This is a genomic window from Spirosoma harenae (assembly GCF_054776975.1).
The window spans coordinates 64,712-81,272 of record NZ_BAAHBD010000011.1; the positions used below are offsets into that span (position 1 = coordinate 64,712).

Genomic DNA, 16,561 nt, shown 5'->3' on the forward strand with positions numbered 1-16,561 from the left:
CAGCATCTGGACAATCTGAATTGAGGAAGAAACCTAACGTAGCACTAGCAGCAGTTTGCCTGCCGACTAGGCGCACTTCGCCCATCGGGCAAAGTTTATTAAGCTCGGGGCGGGTTAATCAGCGACGTAACACGGACAAACGAATACAGATTGGCGTACCCGAAGAACGCCCGTCGGCTCAGTAGAAGAATAGTCAGTGCCGCAAGGGTAAAAAATTGGGTAAGCGTGGGCGTAAAGCCCGGAACAGTATGGCCTATTGTCGGTAAATTGTGGTGACTGTGGTTCGGGTGTTTATGATGCTCCGAGTTAACTCCGTAGTGCATCACAATAAAGTCGAGAAAACTTAACGCTGGCTCGGTTTTCCTGTGCTCCTGATAGTGCTGGATCAAATCGACAACTTTATTGGACTGATCAACGCCAAAACCAGGAAACAGGCTGCTTCCCAGCATTAACATCGCCATCCATAAAGCCACTATCGATTTCATAAAATCTATGCTTATACCCCATCTAACGCAAAGATTGTCAGAAAGTTTGCTTCCTGGTTTAAACTCGCTCAATTTAGAAATAGACCAGACAATAGTTAATAACGCATGGCTAAGAAACTGTCCTTTTATGATTTATGAACCGCTTTAATTAGGGATCAGACATTATAGTTTCCATCGTTTCACTTTGGGGTGGGTTAAATGAGACTGTATTTCCTTGAGTTCAAAACCACCTTGAGTCTACTCTACCCTATAAAAACGCTCTGGCTGCTGGCCAGAGCGTTTTTGAACAGGACCAAATAAATCGATCGTTCTCGGGCTACCCAAAGTAGCCCGTTCGAAGCAGGTGTGAGCTGATTTACGCCAACAGCCGACAAGATGGTCGTCCATCGGCCGAGGGTTGGAATATCTTAACGTGCATACCATCGTATCGATATAATCCATTCAAGGTCGCCATCCAGATAATGCCATGCTGATCCTGGGTAATGGCTGGCACAAATGCCTGTGGTAACGTGATGGACTCTGATGCAGGCAGCTGCTTGGCCTTGGCAACCCTACCTACAATTAGTAGCAAAAACTTAGTAAGCAAAAAAATAAACGGGTAGCCGTTTCAAACCCTGCCCTACGTTCTCAAAGCCAATCGGATACAGTGGAATAGGAGGAAAAATACATCCTCGTTTAGCGATTTCCAACAAAAACCGGACGGGTTTAGTAGAAGAATAGCGGGCAGCACAATCTTAATAAAATCACGGATGCCTTGTCTATAGGTCGGAAGTTGACGTAATATGTTTATCTCAGTCGGTTTTGTTTTACGGTTTGTACCTCTCTAGTTCATCTACCAGTTGCCCACTTTCTCCTAACCTCTTTTTCAATTAGCTACCAGTGGGTGGGTTATATCTAGGGAGCCTAGCCTGTACGCTGGTCAACATAAACTCATAGTCCCACCTAAGCCTGATCACAAGCTGATTCATATCTTTACTCTTTAACGATCAGTAATCCCTGAGGCCACCACATACTTAAATAATAAGCTCAGTGGAGCCAACTCTTGCGCTTTTTGATTAGTTTCGCAATGGGTATTCCGACCAACATATGACCTCTCCTTCAATACCCCCGCACCAGGATGGGGAAGCCGAAAACGAACGGTTGCGCTTTGCCCTCCAGGCTGCCGGGATTGGTACCTGGGATGTTAACCTGCGAACCCAAGTGGCTTGGTGGGATCAACGCACTCAGGAACTCTATGGACTAGTCGGTGCAGATACGCGCTCCTTTACCCAACCCCAGGCCTTATTAAGCTATGTCCATCCGGGCGATCAGCTACGCCTTGATCAAGCTATGAAATGGGCGCTCAATCCACAATCTGGGGGAAAGTATGCCATTGAATTCCGCATCAGCCGCCGAGACAATGGCCAGCTACGCTGGCTACAGGCGATTGGACAAGCGTATTTTGATGAGCAGAGCCAGCCTATTCGTCTGTCAGGTACCGCCCAGGATATTACTCAAGCTGTGCTGGAACGGCAACTTACCCAACAAGTTCAGGAAGATCTGCAACGGGCTATTGAATTGGCCCAATTGGGAACCTGGCAATATGAACTAACCACCGGTCAGATTGACTACTCTCCCCGGCTTCGGGCCTGGCATGGCATAGCACCCCATTTGCCTGTTACTCCTGAGCACGCCTTTCGATTTGTCCATCCAGCAGATTGGCCGCGGGTTCGAACCGCCATGCAAGCGGCCACCGCGCCTGGCTCGGATGGCCATTATGAGGTTGAGTATCGAATCCGCCTGGGGCCTGGTGAACCTGAACGCATTTTTTACTCGTTGGGCAAATCGTATTTTACCGCTCAGGGAGAGGCTTATAAGATTAGTGGCATGGTCCAGGAGGTGACCCAGCAACGGCAGGGACAACTGGCCCTTGAGCAGCAGGTCGTTCAGCGAACCCAGCAGTTGGAAGCTTCGTTGGCGGAGTTACAACGTTCCAACGAGAGCCTTCAACAGTTTGCTTACGTGGCCAGTCATGACTTGCAAGAACCCCTGCGCAAGATCCAGCAATTCGGAGACCTGCTACAGCAAAAGTATGGTAGCCAGCTTGGGAACGATAGCGATTATTTGACGCGTATGCAAGTGGCGGCCAATCGCATGTCGCGCTTAATTAAAGATCTGTTGGTTTACTCCCGTATCGGGACTCCCTCACACTATACAAAATCCGTTTGTTTGACCTCACTTCTGGAGGGACTGCTTCAGGAGTTCGAGCTACGTATTCAGGAGACTGGCGCTCAGTTAACGCTAAACGACTTACCGACCGTCCGGGGAGACGAGTCTCAGTTAACGTTGCTATTTCGCAACTTACTGGGTAACGCCCTTAAATTCCACTCGATCTCTGTGGAGGGTGAGTTAGTCGTGCCCCAGATTCAGATGCGGGGGGAGCGGATATCAACCGAACAACTGCCAGCCGAAGTCCATCCGGTTCAGGCCACACTAGCTTACCATCGGATCGATATCGTAGATAACGGGATTGGTTTTGAAGAGAAATACCTGGACCGCATCTTCACGGTATTTCAACGGTTACATACGAGCCGCGACTATGCTGGTACGGGAATAGGGTTGGCCATCTGCCAGAAAGTGGTAGCCAATCATGGGGGAGCTATCACGGCGCAAAGTCAGCTTGGTCAGGGCTCCACCTTTAGTGTTTATCTGCCTGTTTAACCAATCAATCGACAACGATTAGCATGTATCGCCTGATCAGCCGTAAAACCAGGCCCGTCGTTCATCCGGTTTTATTTTTAGCTTTCGGACTCAGGTCTTGAAGCGTTTCGGGTGGTGGCACTCGGTCCAGTAATCAATAATGGACCCTACTTGCGTTTTCCAGGCCGTAAACGATTGTTTTTTCTCGAACATCCCTTGAATCGTCAACTCGTATGCTTCTTCCACCAGGTAATCTTCTACCGGACTGGTCATAAACACAAACGGGATGCACTTTCGGCGCAGAACAGGATCCTGATCAATTTGTCGACGAAGTTCCAGCCCATTCATAGCGGGCATACTAATTTCCGAAATAATAAGAAAAGGTAAGTCCTGAGTGGTTGTTAGGTAATCCAAAGCTGTTTGACCATTAAAGAAAACGATTACTGGATAGTCCACGTCCAACTCTTTCAATGCCTGTTTAAACATGGTGTGGTCGTCTTCGTCGGGATCAATAAATATGATGGGATGCTTGTCCATTGTTTCAGTGTGAATCGAGTAAAAGCCCGGTTTTTACGTTAACGTTTTCTTCTTTATTTTAATGAGAGGTAAACGATCATTCATCCAGGAAAGGCTACGTAGGAAACAGCAAACAACCAAAGAGAATAATACGTCTAAACGGTACTAAGCCTAAATTGTGCCAATAACGCATTGACCTGTAAATAGTTGTCTATGAACAGCTTTCCACTATGGTAAAAGCTAAGCTTTTCGTTAACTGACGGCATTTATTCCCAAGCTGAGGACATAAGCCCACAGTTTGTCAACACCTACACTATTGATAATGCTCCCCCTTTTCTTGAATGGACCCATCAGAAAGGAAGTCGCTGACCATAAATCTTGTGCGGTGAGAGATTCAATGTATCAAGCTGGGAGCGTTTTTATAAGACTCGTCGACTGGGGCCAGGAGCTTATGATAGACGCTGAAGTTGATGTGATACCGATTCTAACTACTCAATCCGACGACCGTACATCCAGCTTAAGTAATGGGAGTCAGTAACAGAACCAGAGTGTATGAATCCAGGTGTACAGCTTTCCCCCTAGGGGTGAGCTCACAAAGGTGTGATTCGTCAGGCAGATCAACAGAATTAAACCACCACAGCCATAGGTCATCAGACATTACCAGCGCATGCTTTGCCGGAAACGCTGAATCGTTTCGATCAAATGGGTGGATAATACTTCAGCAGAAACTTAATGGATTTGTCGGTAACCGTCTCCATCGTTATCCATAATTTGTTCAAACCGAATTTACGATTACAATAATATGGGTGATGGATTAGGTGACGGATCGAGTTTACTAAGCCTTATTAAAAACCAAAAAGTACAATAAACTAAAAAAGGCTAACCCATTGATTTTGAGCATTTACACTCTAAAACGGATTAGCCTTGATTCAGTAAGTTGAGGTTCCGAGCGGATTCGAACCGCTGTACGAGGTTTTGCAGACCACTGCCTAGCCACTCGGCCACGGAACCTTATCAATCCCGAATACATGAAGGGTCTTGCTTTCGGGACTGCAAACATACGATTTTATCCTGTATTGCGAAACGCGCGTATAAAAAAATGCTCCTGAACTATATAGCTCAGGAGCATTTTATCGAACAGTAGTCAGCCTTAGTTACGGCCTTCCATTTGTTCTTTCAAGGCTGCTAGTGCATCAAGATCGCCTAAGGTAGCGCCACGTTCAGCAGCTGCTGGTGCAGAAGCCGCTTTCGTAGCAGACGCTTTTGGTGCTTTTTGCTCTTTAACAGGCTCGTTTTTCTCTTGCCATGCTTTCGTGTGCGAAAGCATAATGCGCTTCTCTTCTTTCGAGAACTCCGTTACTTTGAAATCAAGCGTTTCACCAACTTCAGCAAACGTACCGTCTTCTTTCGCCAGGTTTTTCAGCGATGAGAAGCCTTCGATACCGTAAGGAAGTTCGAGGGTTGCCATCTTGTCGTTTTTGCTCAGGATGGTGCAACGGTGAATCGTACCAACAGCAAATACGGTTTCAAAGGTATCCCATGGGTTTTCTTCGAGTTGTTTGTGACCCAGCGCCAGACGACGGTTGTCAACGTCCAGTTCGAGTACAACTACTTCGAGTTCGTCACCCACTTTGATGAAGTCCGAAGGATGTTTGATTTTCTTCGTCCACGACAGATCCGATACGTGTACCAGACCGTCAATACCTTCTTCCAGTTCGAGGAACAGACCGAAGTTCGTTAGGTTACGAACAACACCTTTGTGCTTCGTACCAACAGCGTATTTCGTACGCAATTCTGGACGAGTCCAAGGATCTTCGGTCAGTTGTTTGATGCCTAACGACATTTTGCGATCAGCACGATCAAGCGTCAGCACAACAGCTTCAACTTCGTCACCCACTTTTAGGAACTCCTGTGGGTTACGCAGATGCTGCGACCATGACATTTCTGATACGTGGATCAGCCCTTCGACACCTGGCATAATTTCGAGGAACGCACCGTAATCGGCTACGTTTACGATTTTGCCTTTTACTTTCGAACCAACCTGGATATCTTCTGGCAGCGCATCCCATGGGTGAGCTTGTAGCTGCTTCATACCCAGAGAAATCCGCTTCTTGTCTTCATCGAAGTCAAGCACAACCACGTTAACTTTCTGGTCAAGGTGCAGTACTTCCGATGGGTGACTGATGCGGCCCCAAGAGATATCGGTGATGTGCAACAGACCATCGACACCGCCGAGATCGATGAACACACCGAAGTTGGTCATGTTTTTGATCACGCCTTCCAGAACCTGACCTTTTTCGAGGTTGTTCAGGATTTGAGCGCGTTGTGCTTCGAGGTCTTTTTCGATCAGGACTTTGTGCGAAACGACTACGTTATCGTTTGCATAGTTGATCTTGACGACTTTAACCTCCATTTTCTTACCAACGAAAATATCGAAGTCACGAATCGGCTTCACGTCGATTTGCGAACCTGGCAAGAACGCTTCCACACTATAGATATCAACGATCAGGCCACCTTTGGTCCGGCGTTTTACGAAACCATCGATAACGAGGTCTTCGTCCAGCGCACGCTGAATTTTCTGCCATGCCGTGATCACTTTCGCTTTCTTACGCGAAAGAACCAGCTGACCATTCGGATCTTCCTGATTTTCTACGTAAACTTCAATTTCATCACCCATCTTCAGTTCAGGCATATCCCGAAATTCCGAAGCAGGTACCAAGCCATCCGACTTAAATCCAATGTTGAGTAATACTTCCCGGTCCGTTATCCCAACGACGGTTCCCATTACTACTTCTTTCTCTTTAACCTCCGACAGTGTATTGTCGTACATTTCCAACATTCGGTTGCGCTCGGCATCCGAATAGCCACTCCCAAACCCTTTGTTGTCTGCACGGTCCCAATCAAATGCCGGCAGTTCGCGTTGCTGCGTTTTGCTCATAAAAAATGGTTTCCTGACCCACTCGGTACATCAGTCCGTAGGTCAATGGCGGACTGACTTTTGGTTATAGTTAAATTACCTTTGAAAAAGGCCTGCAAAGATAGCAATTGCTTTTGGAAAAAAGTTTCGAGCGACTCAAAAGTCTTTGAAATTGAGGGCAAAAAGGCTAAAAAGTCGACAGCGCGAACCGGGGAAGTAGCTATTTAAGCTACTTCCCCGGTTCGCGCTGTCGACTTTGGTCTAAAACGTTATTGAAACGCCTTCTCCTTCTTCGCTAAAAATGGCATCCAGCTTTGCTCGATGGACCCAGAAAATTCGCGTAAAAAAACCAGAAACGTAGGTTTGAACGGTTTCTGGCGGAGTTTCATGTTGGCTTCATCTGGGGTGTAATCCCCTTTCCTCGAATTACAGCGTTTACAGGCCGTAGCAAGATTATCCCAACTGGTTTTTCCACCTCTCGATTTGGGCAGCACATGATCGAGCGTCAGATCATCGGTAGTGCCGCAATACTGACAATGATGACCGTCGCGCTTGAAAATATTTTGCCGAGTGAGCATAACGCCTTTGTAAGGCAGATTGACGTATCGATGAAGTCGGATGACCGATGGCATCGGGTATTCAGCGGAGACTGTTCGGAGCACGAACTGATCCGATTCGGCAACCAGTTCGGCTTTGTCTAGAAAAACCAGCAGGAATGCTTTAGGAACGGAGCAAATGCTGAGGGCACTGTAATCTTGATTTAAGACTAATACTTTCCTACCCATATCGCGTTTAGATGCCTCTGTAAGGTAGCAAGTTACAGAGTTATCCACACAAGGGCAATAGTTAGGAAAAATTTAAATTCTAGTCGATAGCTATATTAATATCCAAGTTCTGTGAGGACACAGACCTATCACCGCCGGCTGTCCGGTAACACGGCCTGTGAGGACACAGGCCGAGGAAATTGGCTATGTATTGACTTCAATACCTCCCCCGCTGCAAATCCCGCTCAACGTCGCGCTCTTTGATGCTTTCGCGTTTATCGAAGAGTTTTTTACCTTTTGCCAGCGCAATCTCGACTTTGGCAAAACCGCGTTCGTTGGTAAAAAGCCGGGTTGGTACAATGGTTAGTCCCTGATCTTTTAGCTTTTCGGTCAGGCGTTTGATTTCCCGTTTTGTTAGCAAAAGTTTACGATCGCGGAGTGGTTCGTGATTGTAATGCGTTCCTTCAGTATAAACCGAAATGCTCATTTGCCGGATAAAAAGCTCGTCGTTCTGAATCAGGCAATAGGCATCCTGCAAATTCACTTTTCCCTGACGAATCGATTTAATTTCGGTGCCTGTCAGCACAATTCCGGCCGTATACGTCTCTAGAAACGAATATTCAAACGAAGCACGTCGGTTTCGAATATCAACTTGTTTAACAATCGATGCAGATGCCATGGATTGAGATAGGATGTAGGATATATGATGTATGAATTTCTGCTATCGACATTCTACATCAGAAAATTAAAACTAGGTTCTCAGCTATATAAACTGGGTAAGACCAACAACGTTGAAATTTTATGAGAGGTTTACCATACTCGAAAAAATTGCCGGGCTAGAGCCAGTAAACCCGACGAATTGAACACTATTGATTCAATCCGTCGGGTTTACGTAATGAGTAAAGCTAAAAAGCCTTATTTCTTTGTTGGGGCTTGTCTAGCCTGATATTCTTTGTTTAGGCCATCCAAAATGGCTTTTGTCTGATCGTTTGCTGGATCGGCAAATAGAATACCACCGCCTTTGGTATAGCCTAGCACAAATTCATATTTATTCTGTGCATTGATTTTCTTCAGGTAATTGTAAATCTCGTCGTACAATTCCTTGTTCTTACTCTGCTCTTCAATAGCCAGATTCTGCGCAGCCCGCTCACGGTAGGCCAAGATATCCTGTTGTTCTTTCTGAAGCGATGCCTCCGTAGCGCGACCTTGTTCCTGGGTCATTGTTGGGGCACGTTGCTGGAAGAAAGCTACTTTGTTTTGCAGATTCCGACCTTTAGCCGCTAAGTCATTTTCCAGTTGGAAACGCTTGCTTTCCAATACTTTCTGCGTGTCTTTAAAAAAATCATATCGGTTCAGCAGCGAATCGACATTTACGTATACAATGTTTTTCCCTTTCGCTTCGGATGGTGCACTGGAAACCGAAGTTGTTTCGGATTGAGGGCCTTTAAAATGTAGGTAGTACAGTACAGCTACGGCAATCGTCAGGACGACGTTTAGAATCAACGAGGCATTCTTCACAGGTAATAAATCAGTTAGTTATCGGTTTATTCTACAAAGGTAGAGGGATTTACGACTTTACTAGCTACGGGCAGCGATTTGATTTCCAGTCGCCTGACGAACAAAGTAGCCAGATAGTCCGGCCATTCCTCCTGCTAAGCCACCTACAATAGCGGTTACGAGCCCCGGAAGAATAGCACTATTTGTCTTAAAGAGCAATTCACTCATCCGGCCTGTGAAAATTCCATCGGTACGGAAATGAATGCTGATCGCATATGCTAACCACACCAGCGCTACCCCATAAAAACCAGCAAAAAACGCTCCTACGGCGCCTGGGCTACGCCACAAGCATACTAAAAAAGCAACAATCGCGAGGCTCCACCAAGGAAGAAATAATTGGGCTAATAAATTTAGAATTGCGATAAGGATGATTTGAATAATCATTTGTTTAACGGCTGTAGTCTGTGGTTTCAAATTGATTGACGTATAAGCATTATTTGACTGCCTGAATGTCAGCCAACTTGAAACCTAAATTCTATTTTAAAACAACTTTCTGCTTAATCCTCGGATGTTTGTCTTGTGGCGTTTGCAGATACAGTAATTCGGATAGTTGGCCGGTTCGCCAGGTTTCCAGCAAATCTTGGTAATGCGGGCTACCCGGATTGCCCGATTGCCCACCCGGATAAATCCCATATGCTTTAGGCTGTGGTCCCAACGCTACGACCATTCGCCACGAAGGGCCTGCTCGTTCGCTCGTTGCGTTAACGATTCCTCCCCCACCACCGATTTGCACATTTAGCGCACTGAATGCATCGACGCCGGGAAGCAAATGGCGAACAGAGGTACTTTTATGCGGCCCCCATGCCCAGGAATTTCCAACAGCACCATGCTTTTTTGCTAATGTATCGCAGGTAGCCTGAAAACTTTGGGTCAGTACATCCGTCATGCGTTCACGAGCCGGGGTTTTCATGTTGTCGAACCAGCGCGCTCCTGAATCGCGCTGCATCATAGTTAGGGTGCGATCGAAAGAAGGGATACGCATGGGTAACGTATCGCCAGTCGTGTTAAAATCATCCGACCAGATCGCATCTAATAATCGCTGGTTCCATTCGGTGAAAATGGTGGGAGCGATTTCAGAAACATCATTATTCAGTTTCCAGGATTTCAGAGCGGCAAAGGCTTTTTTCTGTTCCGCGCTGAGTTTATTCTGATTCACATTGGACAACATTACGGGCAATGCGTCGGCTGCTCTCAAATTATAATTATCATTCTGCAGCATACGTAAGCTATCGATCGTCGCGCGTTGCATAGCTGTCAGACGCTGGTTGATTCGCCGACCTCGCTCGGCAGGGGCAAATTGCCAGTTGATGTAGTACGGATAGGTTTTGTCCGTTGAAAACTGGTTTGCTGAACTTACAAAACCACGTGGCGGATTCTTCACCAACGGATTCTGATCGGCTGGGACGAAACCATGCCAGTCGTCGGCCGGATCAGTCCCATCCAATAGGAATTTTCCCTGATCGATCCATTTGAGCGGAAATCGACCATTGGGCGAAATAGCAATATCGTCCTGATTACTAGCAAATACGAAATTCTGTGCGGGTGCTACGTAATAAGCTAATGCTTTGCGATAATCGTCGAAGTTTTTAGCGCGATTTAACCCGTAAAAACAAGCCATCTCATTCGAGGGCTCATGCGCAATCCAACGGGCAGCATAGCCAACTGGGATATTTTTTCGAAAAGCTTTCGCTCCTGGTTGATAAACAACCGGTCCGTGGTGTGTGTATAAAACCGTATCGATCACATCAGGCTTGCCTTTAACTTTTATGGTTTCAATACGGGTTGTAACAGGCTTCCATTTATTGTCGTGCCAATATTCTTTACGAGAGTTGTCCTTGAATTTTACCGTGTAAAAATCCAGCACATCGGCCCCAACGTTGGTCACACCCCAGGCAATATCTTTATTAAATCCGCTAATCACGTTGGGAGCGCCAGGCAACGTAGCACCATACACATTTACGGTTGGCGAAACCAACTGCATTTGATACCAAATCGACGGCAGGCTTAATGTCAGGTGCGGATCATTCGCTAAAATAGGATGACCCGTTGCTGATTTTTGAGCGCCTACTGCCCAGTTATTCGAACCAATTTCAGGATTAGGGCGCCGGAATCCTAAATCAAATTTCACGATCATGTCATTAATGGTCGTATCATTCGGGGGAGCCGGAATTGGCGATACAGGCTTAAAATTCCACTTTGTGCCCGCCGGAATAATTGGATCTTCGCGCGCTGGGTAATCAGGAAAAAGATCGGTGGTTACGACTGAACCGTATTTCCGCAAAATATTCGTCATCAATAGATCATCGGCTCCGCTGGCTAGTGTATTGGTCATCTGTTTGAGCAGAAGCGCACATTTGATGGGCGCCCACGGCTCGGGAGCATAACCTAACAATTTGTATTCAATCGGGTATTTAGCAGGGGTAAGTCGGCTAATCCAGGCATTCACGCCAGCCGTATACGCTTCCAGTGCAGCGCGGGTCACTGGATCGTTCTGCATTCCTTTCAGCGTTTGCTCGGCTCCATACCCCATCCCCATGTGGCGACTAAACCGATCTAATTCAAGCGCTCTATCCCCTACTAATTCTGATACACGACCAGCAGCAGCGTGGGTCTGAAATTCCATTTGCCACAGCCGATCACGAGCGGTCAGATACCCTTGCGCGAAATACATGTCGTGATCATTCTGCGCAAAAACATGTGGAATCGCTTTATCGTCGAAGATAACCGTTACGGGAGCCTGTGTGCCGTTCAACGTAATTTCCTCATCTGCCGCATTTGCTGATTCTGCATTTTGCCAGAATCCAACGAAAGGACTGAGCAATGGGCCGAATGCGGGAACACTTCCCCAGGGTTTATTTAATGCCCAAATTAGTAGGATGGTCAACAACGAGACACTAATAGCCTTGGCGTAACGCATAATTAAGTCAAGAAATCAGGGAATATTTCCCACAAGTTTACTATTGCACTGAACAAATAAAAAATATTCTTTTCCTCACCAAGCGAAAACTCGCTATATTTGTCTACCCAAGTCAAATCCGGTGATTGATACGCCTACTTTTGTGACACAAGGTAGGGAATTGATTGCGGCAAGCCTAGTGAACAAGGTCTTTAATAGCGTTTAATTCGTCCAGAAAAGATACATCTTAACCTGTCAACAACTTTCGCCATAGCCATGTCTCAGGTACTAAACACAATCAGTGACAACAATCGAATGATTTTAGAGACCGACGAAGTACTTCCCCAAAACGAGTACAGCTCTGTTGTAAGTGCGGGATTACGGCAACTGTCTACCCAACGCCGGTTAGTCTATACGTTGCGTTCTGAACAGGGCCTGAGTACGGAAGAAGTAGCTGATCAACTCCAGATTTCTGTTATGGACGTGAAAGGTCAGTACTACCACGCTTGCCGGTTTCTGCGTGACTACTCGCGTCAACAAGCGGGCGTTCAAGCCATGAGAGCGGTGATGACCACATTTTGCTGCAATTAATTTTTACTGATTTTCTCGCGCATATTCAACGGCATTAATTGGCGTTCGGACGTTCTATCTCCAGTAATATCCAAGGTTGGTCTTGCGGCTCTTGATGAGTCCCTACCTAATAAATACTGTTGACTTAATGCTTTGTAGCTGATACAGGCGAACAAATCAGCTTCATACAGGTTCAAATTCCTGATATGACCCTATACGCAACTCTATTCTTCACCTTTTTAATGACGGCAACCCTTCAAACTCCCTCCAACTTCGACTGGCAGGGACACCGGGGCTGCCGTGGATTGATGCCAGAAAATACCATTCCTGCTTTTCTCAAGGCACTTGATCTCGGAGTTACAACTTTGGAGATGGATGTGGTGATAAGCAAAGATAATCAGGTAGTTGTGTCGCACGACCCCTATTTTAATGCCGCCTTCAGTGTTACTCCCGATGGAAAGTCTATTTCCAAAAAAGAACAGAAAAATCTCAATCTCTATCAATTACCCTACGCAGATATAAAACGATATGATGTTGGATCAACTGGAAATCCAGCTTTTCCAGAACAGGAGAAAGTTAAAACCTATAAGCCGTTATTAAGTGAGGTAATTGATCAGGCTGAAGCATACCAGAAAACGAAGAATTTACCGATTTTTTCCTACAATATCGAAATCAAAAGTGACGCATCGGAATACGGCAAAAGCCAACCCGAACCTGCTGCATTCTGTGATCTCGTGCAGGCCGTCTTAAAAGAGCATATAGGTACAGACCGGGTCAATCCAGACCGGATAACAATTCAGAGTTTTGACTTTGCCGTATTACAACATTGGAAACAAAAGGCGGATTTGGGTATTTACCCTAAAGTTAGGCTTTCAGTTTTGGTGGAAAATCTCCGAAGTCCAGAGAAAAACATTGAAGAGCTTGGGTTCAAACCCGATATTTATAGCCCATATTTTCGACTAATTAATCAGACTAAAATTGCTCGCTTACACGAGCAGGGGATTCAAGTGATTCCCTGGACAGTTAATCAGCAACGGGATATGGTTCGTCTGAAAAAGTGGGGCGTCGATGGCCTAATCACGGATTATCCGGACCGGGCCATTGGTTTATAAATCAACCTGATATATTTGTCGCACCAATAAATTTATATTGATAGCTCAATCTCTACGATTACTTTAGTGTCATGACTGTTCTAAACACCACGCTCAAATGGCTTCTGCAACGGCGCATACCGCGCATTGAAGCGATGATGGAATGCCCTGGCGTGGCGCAGGAACAAATTTTCAGGCAGCTTATTCGATCAGGGCGCAGAACCATTTTTGGAAAAAAATACGATTACAAATCGATCCGGACAATCCAGGATTTTCAGCGGCAAGTACCGGTTTCGAGCTACGAAGATCTCTTCCCTTACATTGAGCGGGTTCTGAAAGGCGAGCAGAAAGTACTATGGCCATCGCCCGTTCGTTGGTTTGCCAAATCATCGGGTACAACCAATGCTCGTAGTAAGTTTATCCCGGTCACGATGGAATCGCTGGATGAAAGTCATTTCAAAGGCGGTAAGGATATGATGGCGCTCTACATTGCGAACAATCCGGATAGTCGGGCATTTGAGGGAAAAGGATTATCTATTGGCGGTAGTCTCCATCCAAATCCCTACAGTACCAATAGTGTCGCTGGCGATGTTTCGGCAGTCGTGATGAAAAACCTGCCAAGCTGGGCACAGTACATCCGTACCCCCAGCCTTCAGGTTGCTCTGATGGACGAGTGGGAATCGAAATTAGAGCGAATGGCTGAAATTACGTCGGCTGAAAACGTCACGAGTATGCTGGGTGTCCCCACCTGGGGTATGGTGTTGATCGACAAAATTCTGGCTCGCACGGGCAAGTCGAATATCTTGGAGGTGTGGCCGAATTTTGAAGTAATGATGCACGGAGCGGTCAATTTTCAGCCGTACCGGGAATTGTTTCAGCATCAGGTTTTTCCCTCGACCAGCGTGCGGTATCAGGAAATTTATAATGCTTCCGAGGGATTTTTCGCGATTCAGGATGATTTGAATCGCGTAGGTGAAATGCTCCTCATGCTCGATTATGGTATTTTCTATGAATTTGTGCCTATTCATGAAGCTGATCAGCCCTTCCCAAAAGCGTTGACCATCGACGAAGTTGAGTTAGATAAAAACTACGCCCTTGTGGTGTCAACCAATGGCGGATTATGGCGCTACAAAGTAGGTGACACCGTTCGGTTTACCTCACTGTACCCTCATCGACTGAAGGTAAGCGGACGAACGAAACATTTCATTAATACATTCGGCGAAGAAGTCATCGTTGAAAACGCTGAAACAGCTATCACACGAGCCAGCGAAGCAACAGGAGCTATTATTTCTGATTATACAGCTGGGCCTGTCTATATGGGCAACGGCGCCAACGGTTGCCACGAATGGGTCATCGAATTCACGCAGGAACCCAATAATCAGCAGCGATTCAACCAGATTCTGGACGAAACGCTCCGCCAGATTAACTCCGATTACGACGCGAAACGCTATAATGATTTAGTACTGAAACGACCTCGCATTCATGTCGTGCCATCAGGTACCTTCTATGCCTGGATGAAACAACGCGGAAAATTAGGTGGTCAGCACAAAGTACCCCGACTGGCCAATTCTCGCGAATATTTGGACGACATTCTAGGGCAGGTTATGGAACTCTGATTACTATCGATTCGCTTCGGAGAGCCAGTGAAACTGTCGTTCTGTTAATTGAAAATGGCGTTTTTGCCGTTTTAGTGCTACAAATACCGAATCATTTCGAATTTTCCCCCGCAATAAAATTTGATTGGTATCAGGCATCGTATAGCCCATTGTGAATAGCGAATTTGTATCCGAAGCGGATTTTTTAAACGCTATGGTATGCGCTGCTGAATCGAGTTTATAGCTGAAATAACCCCGGTGATAACGCTGCCGGAACAACGTATCGGCCGTTTGAATACTTCCTGAATTGTTGGTTTCAAAAACAACATCTTTCCAGCGCAAACTATCAACCGGCGTTCCCTGAAATTGATCAACACTGAAGAATCCAGTAGCCAGTTTTTTAGGCGGAGTACCCTGATCGGAAGAAGTAAAAAATTGAAACAGCGGCATCACGAGAAATAGGATAACAAAAACGACTTTCAACGCGATCTGACTACTTTTCATCCATTTTTTGGGTAAGATAAATCGGGAAGCGGCTGGCGTTGGTTTGTTGAACACAAAGAAATTCAACAACCGCCTGGCATCGCCAATCAGCAGAAAATTACTGAAGAGAAACAGATGAATAGAGAAAAGTTTGACGGGTATATCGTAGCAGAGATTCATCATCATCACATTTAGAAACACGCTGGCTGCGATAAACGCGCCTAATGTGCTTGTGCGACGGAATATCAACAGCAAACCTGCCACCACTTCAACCGCCCCGGAGAAAAACTGGTAAGGCGTTGAATACCCAATAAAATACCAGGAAAAGCGCATCGGCAGGAAATCGCCTAGGGGAGTAGCCAATGCACTTAGCGACGGAAATACCATCTGGAAACCAAACAATTTGATAATTCCATACCGTAAGGCGACCATCGCGACATAATACCGAACCGCAACTAAGAGCCAATAATAGGCTGTATTATAATTTGTACGCTTATCAAAAATTGTCCAGATAATGGTCCCCAAAACCGCTGTCAATAGAAAGAAACACAGTTGAGCGTATCCGTACGACGTATCACCACTGCCATTCAAGGGTACGAGCACATCTTTAACATGGAAAATGAATTTATTAGCCAGATTAACCAGCCATTCTTCAGCTATGCCATAATATTCACCAAGCAAATTCACAACAGGAATATCGCCCAGCCAACCCAGGGGTGACATGTAAAGGAGAATGTAAATGCAGAAAAAGCGAAAGAGAATTTTACGCCACCAGGTCCAGGTGTCAATCAATTGGATGGATGAAGCTGTCATCGACGAATAAAAAGCGTTTGAAGGAAGGTACACAGTTACACTCAAATATAACAAAAGCTAGGTTTGCTTCTTTACAGGTCAATGCGGTTCGTGGTTACCTTTGCACCGAACGAAGGCCAGGAGTCTGCTGTTCTTTATATAAATGCTTCTTACTGAGTTGACAGACATGATTTGTCTTTTCGGCTCTTCACTCGT

The 16,561-nt window shown here is 46.0% G+C and carries 14 protein-coding genes and 1 tRNA gene; 4 read left to right on the forward strand and 11 right to left on the reverse strand.

Annotation, left to right across the window (positions count from 1 at the left end):
- Positions 1-98: 98 nt before the first annotated feature.
- A complete protein-coding gene (locus ACYVE4_RS16985; RefSeq protein WP_461041368.1) occupies positions 99-485 on the reverse strand; it encodes a hypothetical protein in 387 nt (128 codons plus the stop codon).
- A 355-nt stretch (positions 486-840) separates the two neighbouring features.
- Positions 841-1,071 (reverse strand): hypothetical protein, encoded by a 231-nt coding sequence (locus ACYVE4_RS16990; RefSeq protein WP_461041369.1) that lies wholly within the window; start codon positions 1,069-1,071, stop codon positions 841-843.
- Positions 1,072-1,571: 500 nt separating this feature from the next.
- On the opposite strand from ACYVE4_RS16990, the gene ACYVE4_RS16995 reads away from it, so the two are divergent.
- The gene (locus ACYVE4_RS16995; protein ID WP_461041370.1) at positions 1,572-3,185 is read left to right on the forward strand and encodes a sensor histidine kinase; all 1,614 of its coding nucleotides are present in this window, start codon (positions 1,572-1,574) and stop codon (positions 3,183-3,185) included.
- A 90-nt stretch (positions 3,186-3,275) separates the two neighbouring features.
- Here ACYVE4_RS16995 and ACYVE4_RS17000 read toward each other — a convergent pair whose 3' ends face one another.
- The 8 genes from ACYVE4_RS17000 to ACYVE4_RS17035 all read right to left on the reverse strand — a co-directional run bounded on the left by ACYVE4_RS17000 (position 3,276) and on the right by ACYVE4_RS17035 (position 11,835).
- Entirely contained in the window at positions 3,276-3,701 is a 426-nt protein-coding gene (locus ACYVE4_RS17000; protein ID WP_461041371.1) for a response regulator, read from the reverse strand.
- 919 nt (positions 3,702-4,620) lie between these two features.
- Positions 4,621-4,691, reverse strand: a tRNA-Cys gene (locus ACYVE4_RS17005).
- Between the two features lie 139 nt (positions 4,692-4,830).
- Complete coding sequence (rpsA, locus tag ACYVE4_RS17010) at positions 4,831-6,618, reverse strand: 30S ribosomal protein S1 (RefSeq protein WP_461041373.1); 1,788 nt, start codon at positions 6,616-6,618, stop codon at positions 4,831-4,833.
- A 248-nt stretch (positions 6,619-6,866) separates the two neighbouring features.
- Positions 6,867-7,382, reverse strand: a complete 516-nt coding sequence (locus tag ACYVE4_RS17015) for an HNH endonuclease (RefSeq protein WP_461041374.1) — start codon at positions 7,380-7,382, stop codon at positions 6,867-6,869.
- A gap of 196 nt (positions 7,383-7,578) precedes the next feature.
- The gene (smpB, locus tag ACYVE4_RS17020) at positions 7,579-8,040 is read right to left on the reverse strand and encodes an SsrA-binding protein SmpB (RefSeq protein WP_461041375.1); all 462 of its coding nucleotides are present in this window, start codon (positions 8,038-8,040) and stop codon (positions 7,579-7,581) included.
- 236 nt (positions 8,041-8,276) lie between these two features.
- Positions 8,277-8,879 (reverse strand): OmpH/Skp family outer membrane protein, encoded by a 603-nt coding sequence (locus tag ACYVE4_RS17025; protein ID WP_461041376.1) that lies wholly within the window; start codon positions 8,877-8,879, stop codon positions 8,277-8,279.
- 60 nt (positions 8,880-8,939) lie between these two features.
- Positions 8,940-9,302, reverse strand: coding sequence for a hypothetical protein (locus tag ACYVE4_RS17030; RefSeq protein WP_461041377.1), 363 nt, complete (start codon positions 9,300-9,302; stop codon positions 8,940-8,942).
- 91 nt (positions 9,303-9,393) lie between these two features.
- The gene (locus tag ACYVE4_RS17035) at positions 9,394-11,835 is read right to left on the reverse strand and encodes a penicillin acylase family protein (RefSeq protein WP_461041378.1); all 2,442 of its coding nucleotides are present in this window, start codon (positions 11,833-11,835) and stop codon (positions 9,394-9,396) included.
- Between the two features lie 255 nt (positions 11,836-12,090).
- On the opposite strand from ACYVE4_RS17035, the gene ACYVE4_RS17040 reads away from it, so the two are divergent.
- From ACYVE4_RS17040 to ACYVE4_RS17050, 3 genes are all read left to right on the forward strand, one after another.
- A complete protein-coding gene (locus ACYVE4_RS17040) occupies positions 12,091-12,405 on the forward strand; it encodes a sigma factor-like helix-turn-helix DNA-binding protein (protein ID WP_461041379.1) in 315 nt (104 codons plus the stop codon).
- A gap of 185 nt (positions 12,406-12,590) precedes the next feature.
- A complete protein-coding gene (locus ACYVE4_RS17045; RefSeq protein WP_461041380.1) occupies positions 12,591-13,496 on the forward strand; it encodes a glycerophosphodiester phosphodiesterase family protein in 906 nt (301 codons plus the stop codon).
- Between the two features lie 71 nt (positions 13,497-13,567).
- On the forward strand, positions 13,568-15,091 hold the full coding sequence (locus tag ACYVE4_RS17050) for a GH3 auxin-responsive promoter family protein (protein WP_461041381.1): 1,524 nt from the start codon (positions 13,568-13,570) through the stop codon (positions 15,089-15,091).
- Between the two features lie 3 nt (positions 15,092-15,094).
- Here the strand turns inward: ACYVE4_RS17050 and ACYVE4_RS17055 are convergent, their stop codons facing one another.
- Entirely contained in the window at positions 15,095-16,366 is a 1,272-nt protein-coding gene (locus ACYVE4_RS17055; RefSeq protein WP_461041382.1) for a hypothetical protein, read from the reverse strand.
- Positions 16,367-16,561 lie beyond the last annotated feature (195 nt).

Coding starts and splice junctions, on each gene's coding strand:
- ACYVE4_RS17040 (WP_461041379.1), top strand. CDS start 12,091: ATGTCTCAGGTACTAAACACAATCAGTGACAACAATCGAATGATTTTA.
- ACYVE4_RS17030 (WP_461041377.1), bottom strand. CDS start 9,302: ATGATTATTCAAATCATCCTTATCGCAATTCTAAATTTATTAGCCCAA.
- ACYVE4_RS17045 (WP_461041380.1), top strand. CDS start 12,591: ATGACCCTATACGCAACTCTATTCTTCACCTTTTTAATGACGGCAACC.
- rpsA (WP_461041373.1), bottom strand. CDS start 6,618: ATGAGCAAAACGCAGCAACGCGAACTGCCGGCATTTGATTGGGACCGT.
- ACYVE4_RS17055 (WP_461041382.1), bottom strand. CDS start 16,366: ATGACAGCTTCATCCATCCAATTGATTGACACCTGGACCTGGTGGCGT.
- ACYVE4_RS16995 (WP_461041370.1), top strand. CDS start 1,572: ATGACCTCTCCTTCAATACCCCCGCACCAGGATGGGGAAGCCGAAAAC.
- smpB (WP_461041375.1), bottom strand. CDS start 8,040: ATGGCATCTGCATCGATTGTTAAACAAGTTGATATTCGAAACCGACGT.
- ACYVE4_RS17035 (WP_461041378.1), bottom strand. CDS start 11,835: ATGCGTTACGCCAAGGCTATTAGTGTCTCGTTGTTGACCATCCTACTA.
- ACYVE4_RS17015 (WP_461041374.1), bottom strand. CDS start 7,382: ATGGGTAGGAAAGTATTAGTCTTAAATCAAGATTACAGTGCCCTCAGC.
- ACYVE4_RS16985 (WP_461041368.1), bottom strand. CDS start 485: ATGAAATCGATAGTGGCTTTATGGATGGCGATGTTAATGCTGGGAAGC.
- ACYVE4_RS17000 (WP_461041371.1), bottom strand. CDS start 3,701: ATGGACAAGCATCCCATCATATTTATTGATCCCGACGAAGACGACCAC.
- ACYVE4_RS17050 (WP_461041381.1), top strand. CDS start 13,568: ATGACTGTTCTAAACACCACGCTCAAATGGCTTCTGCAACGGCGCATA.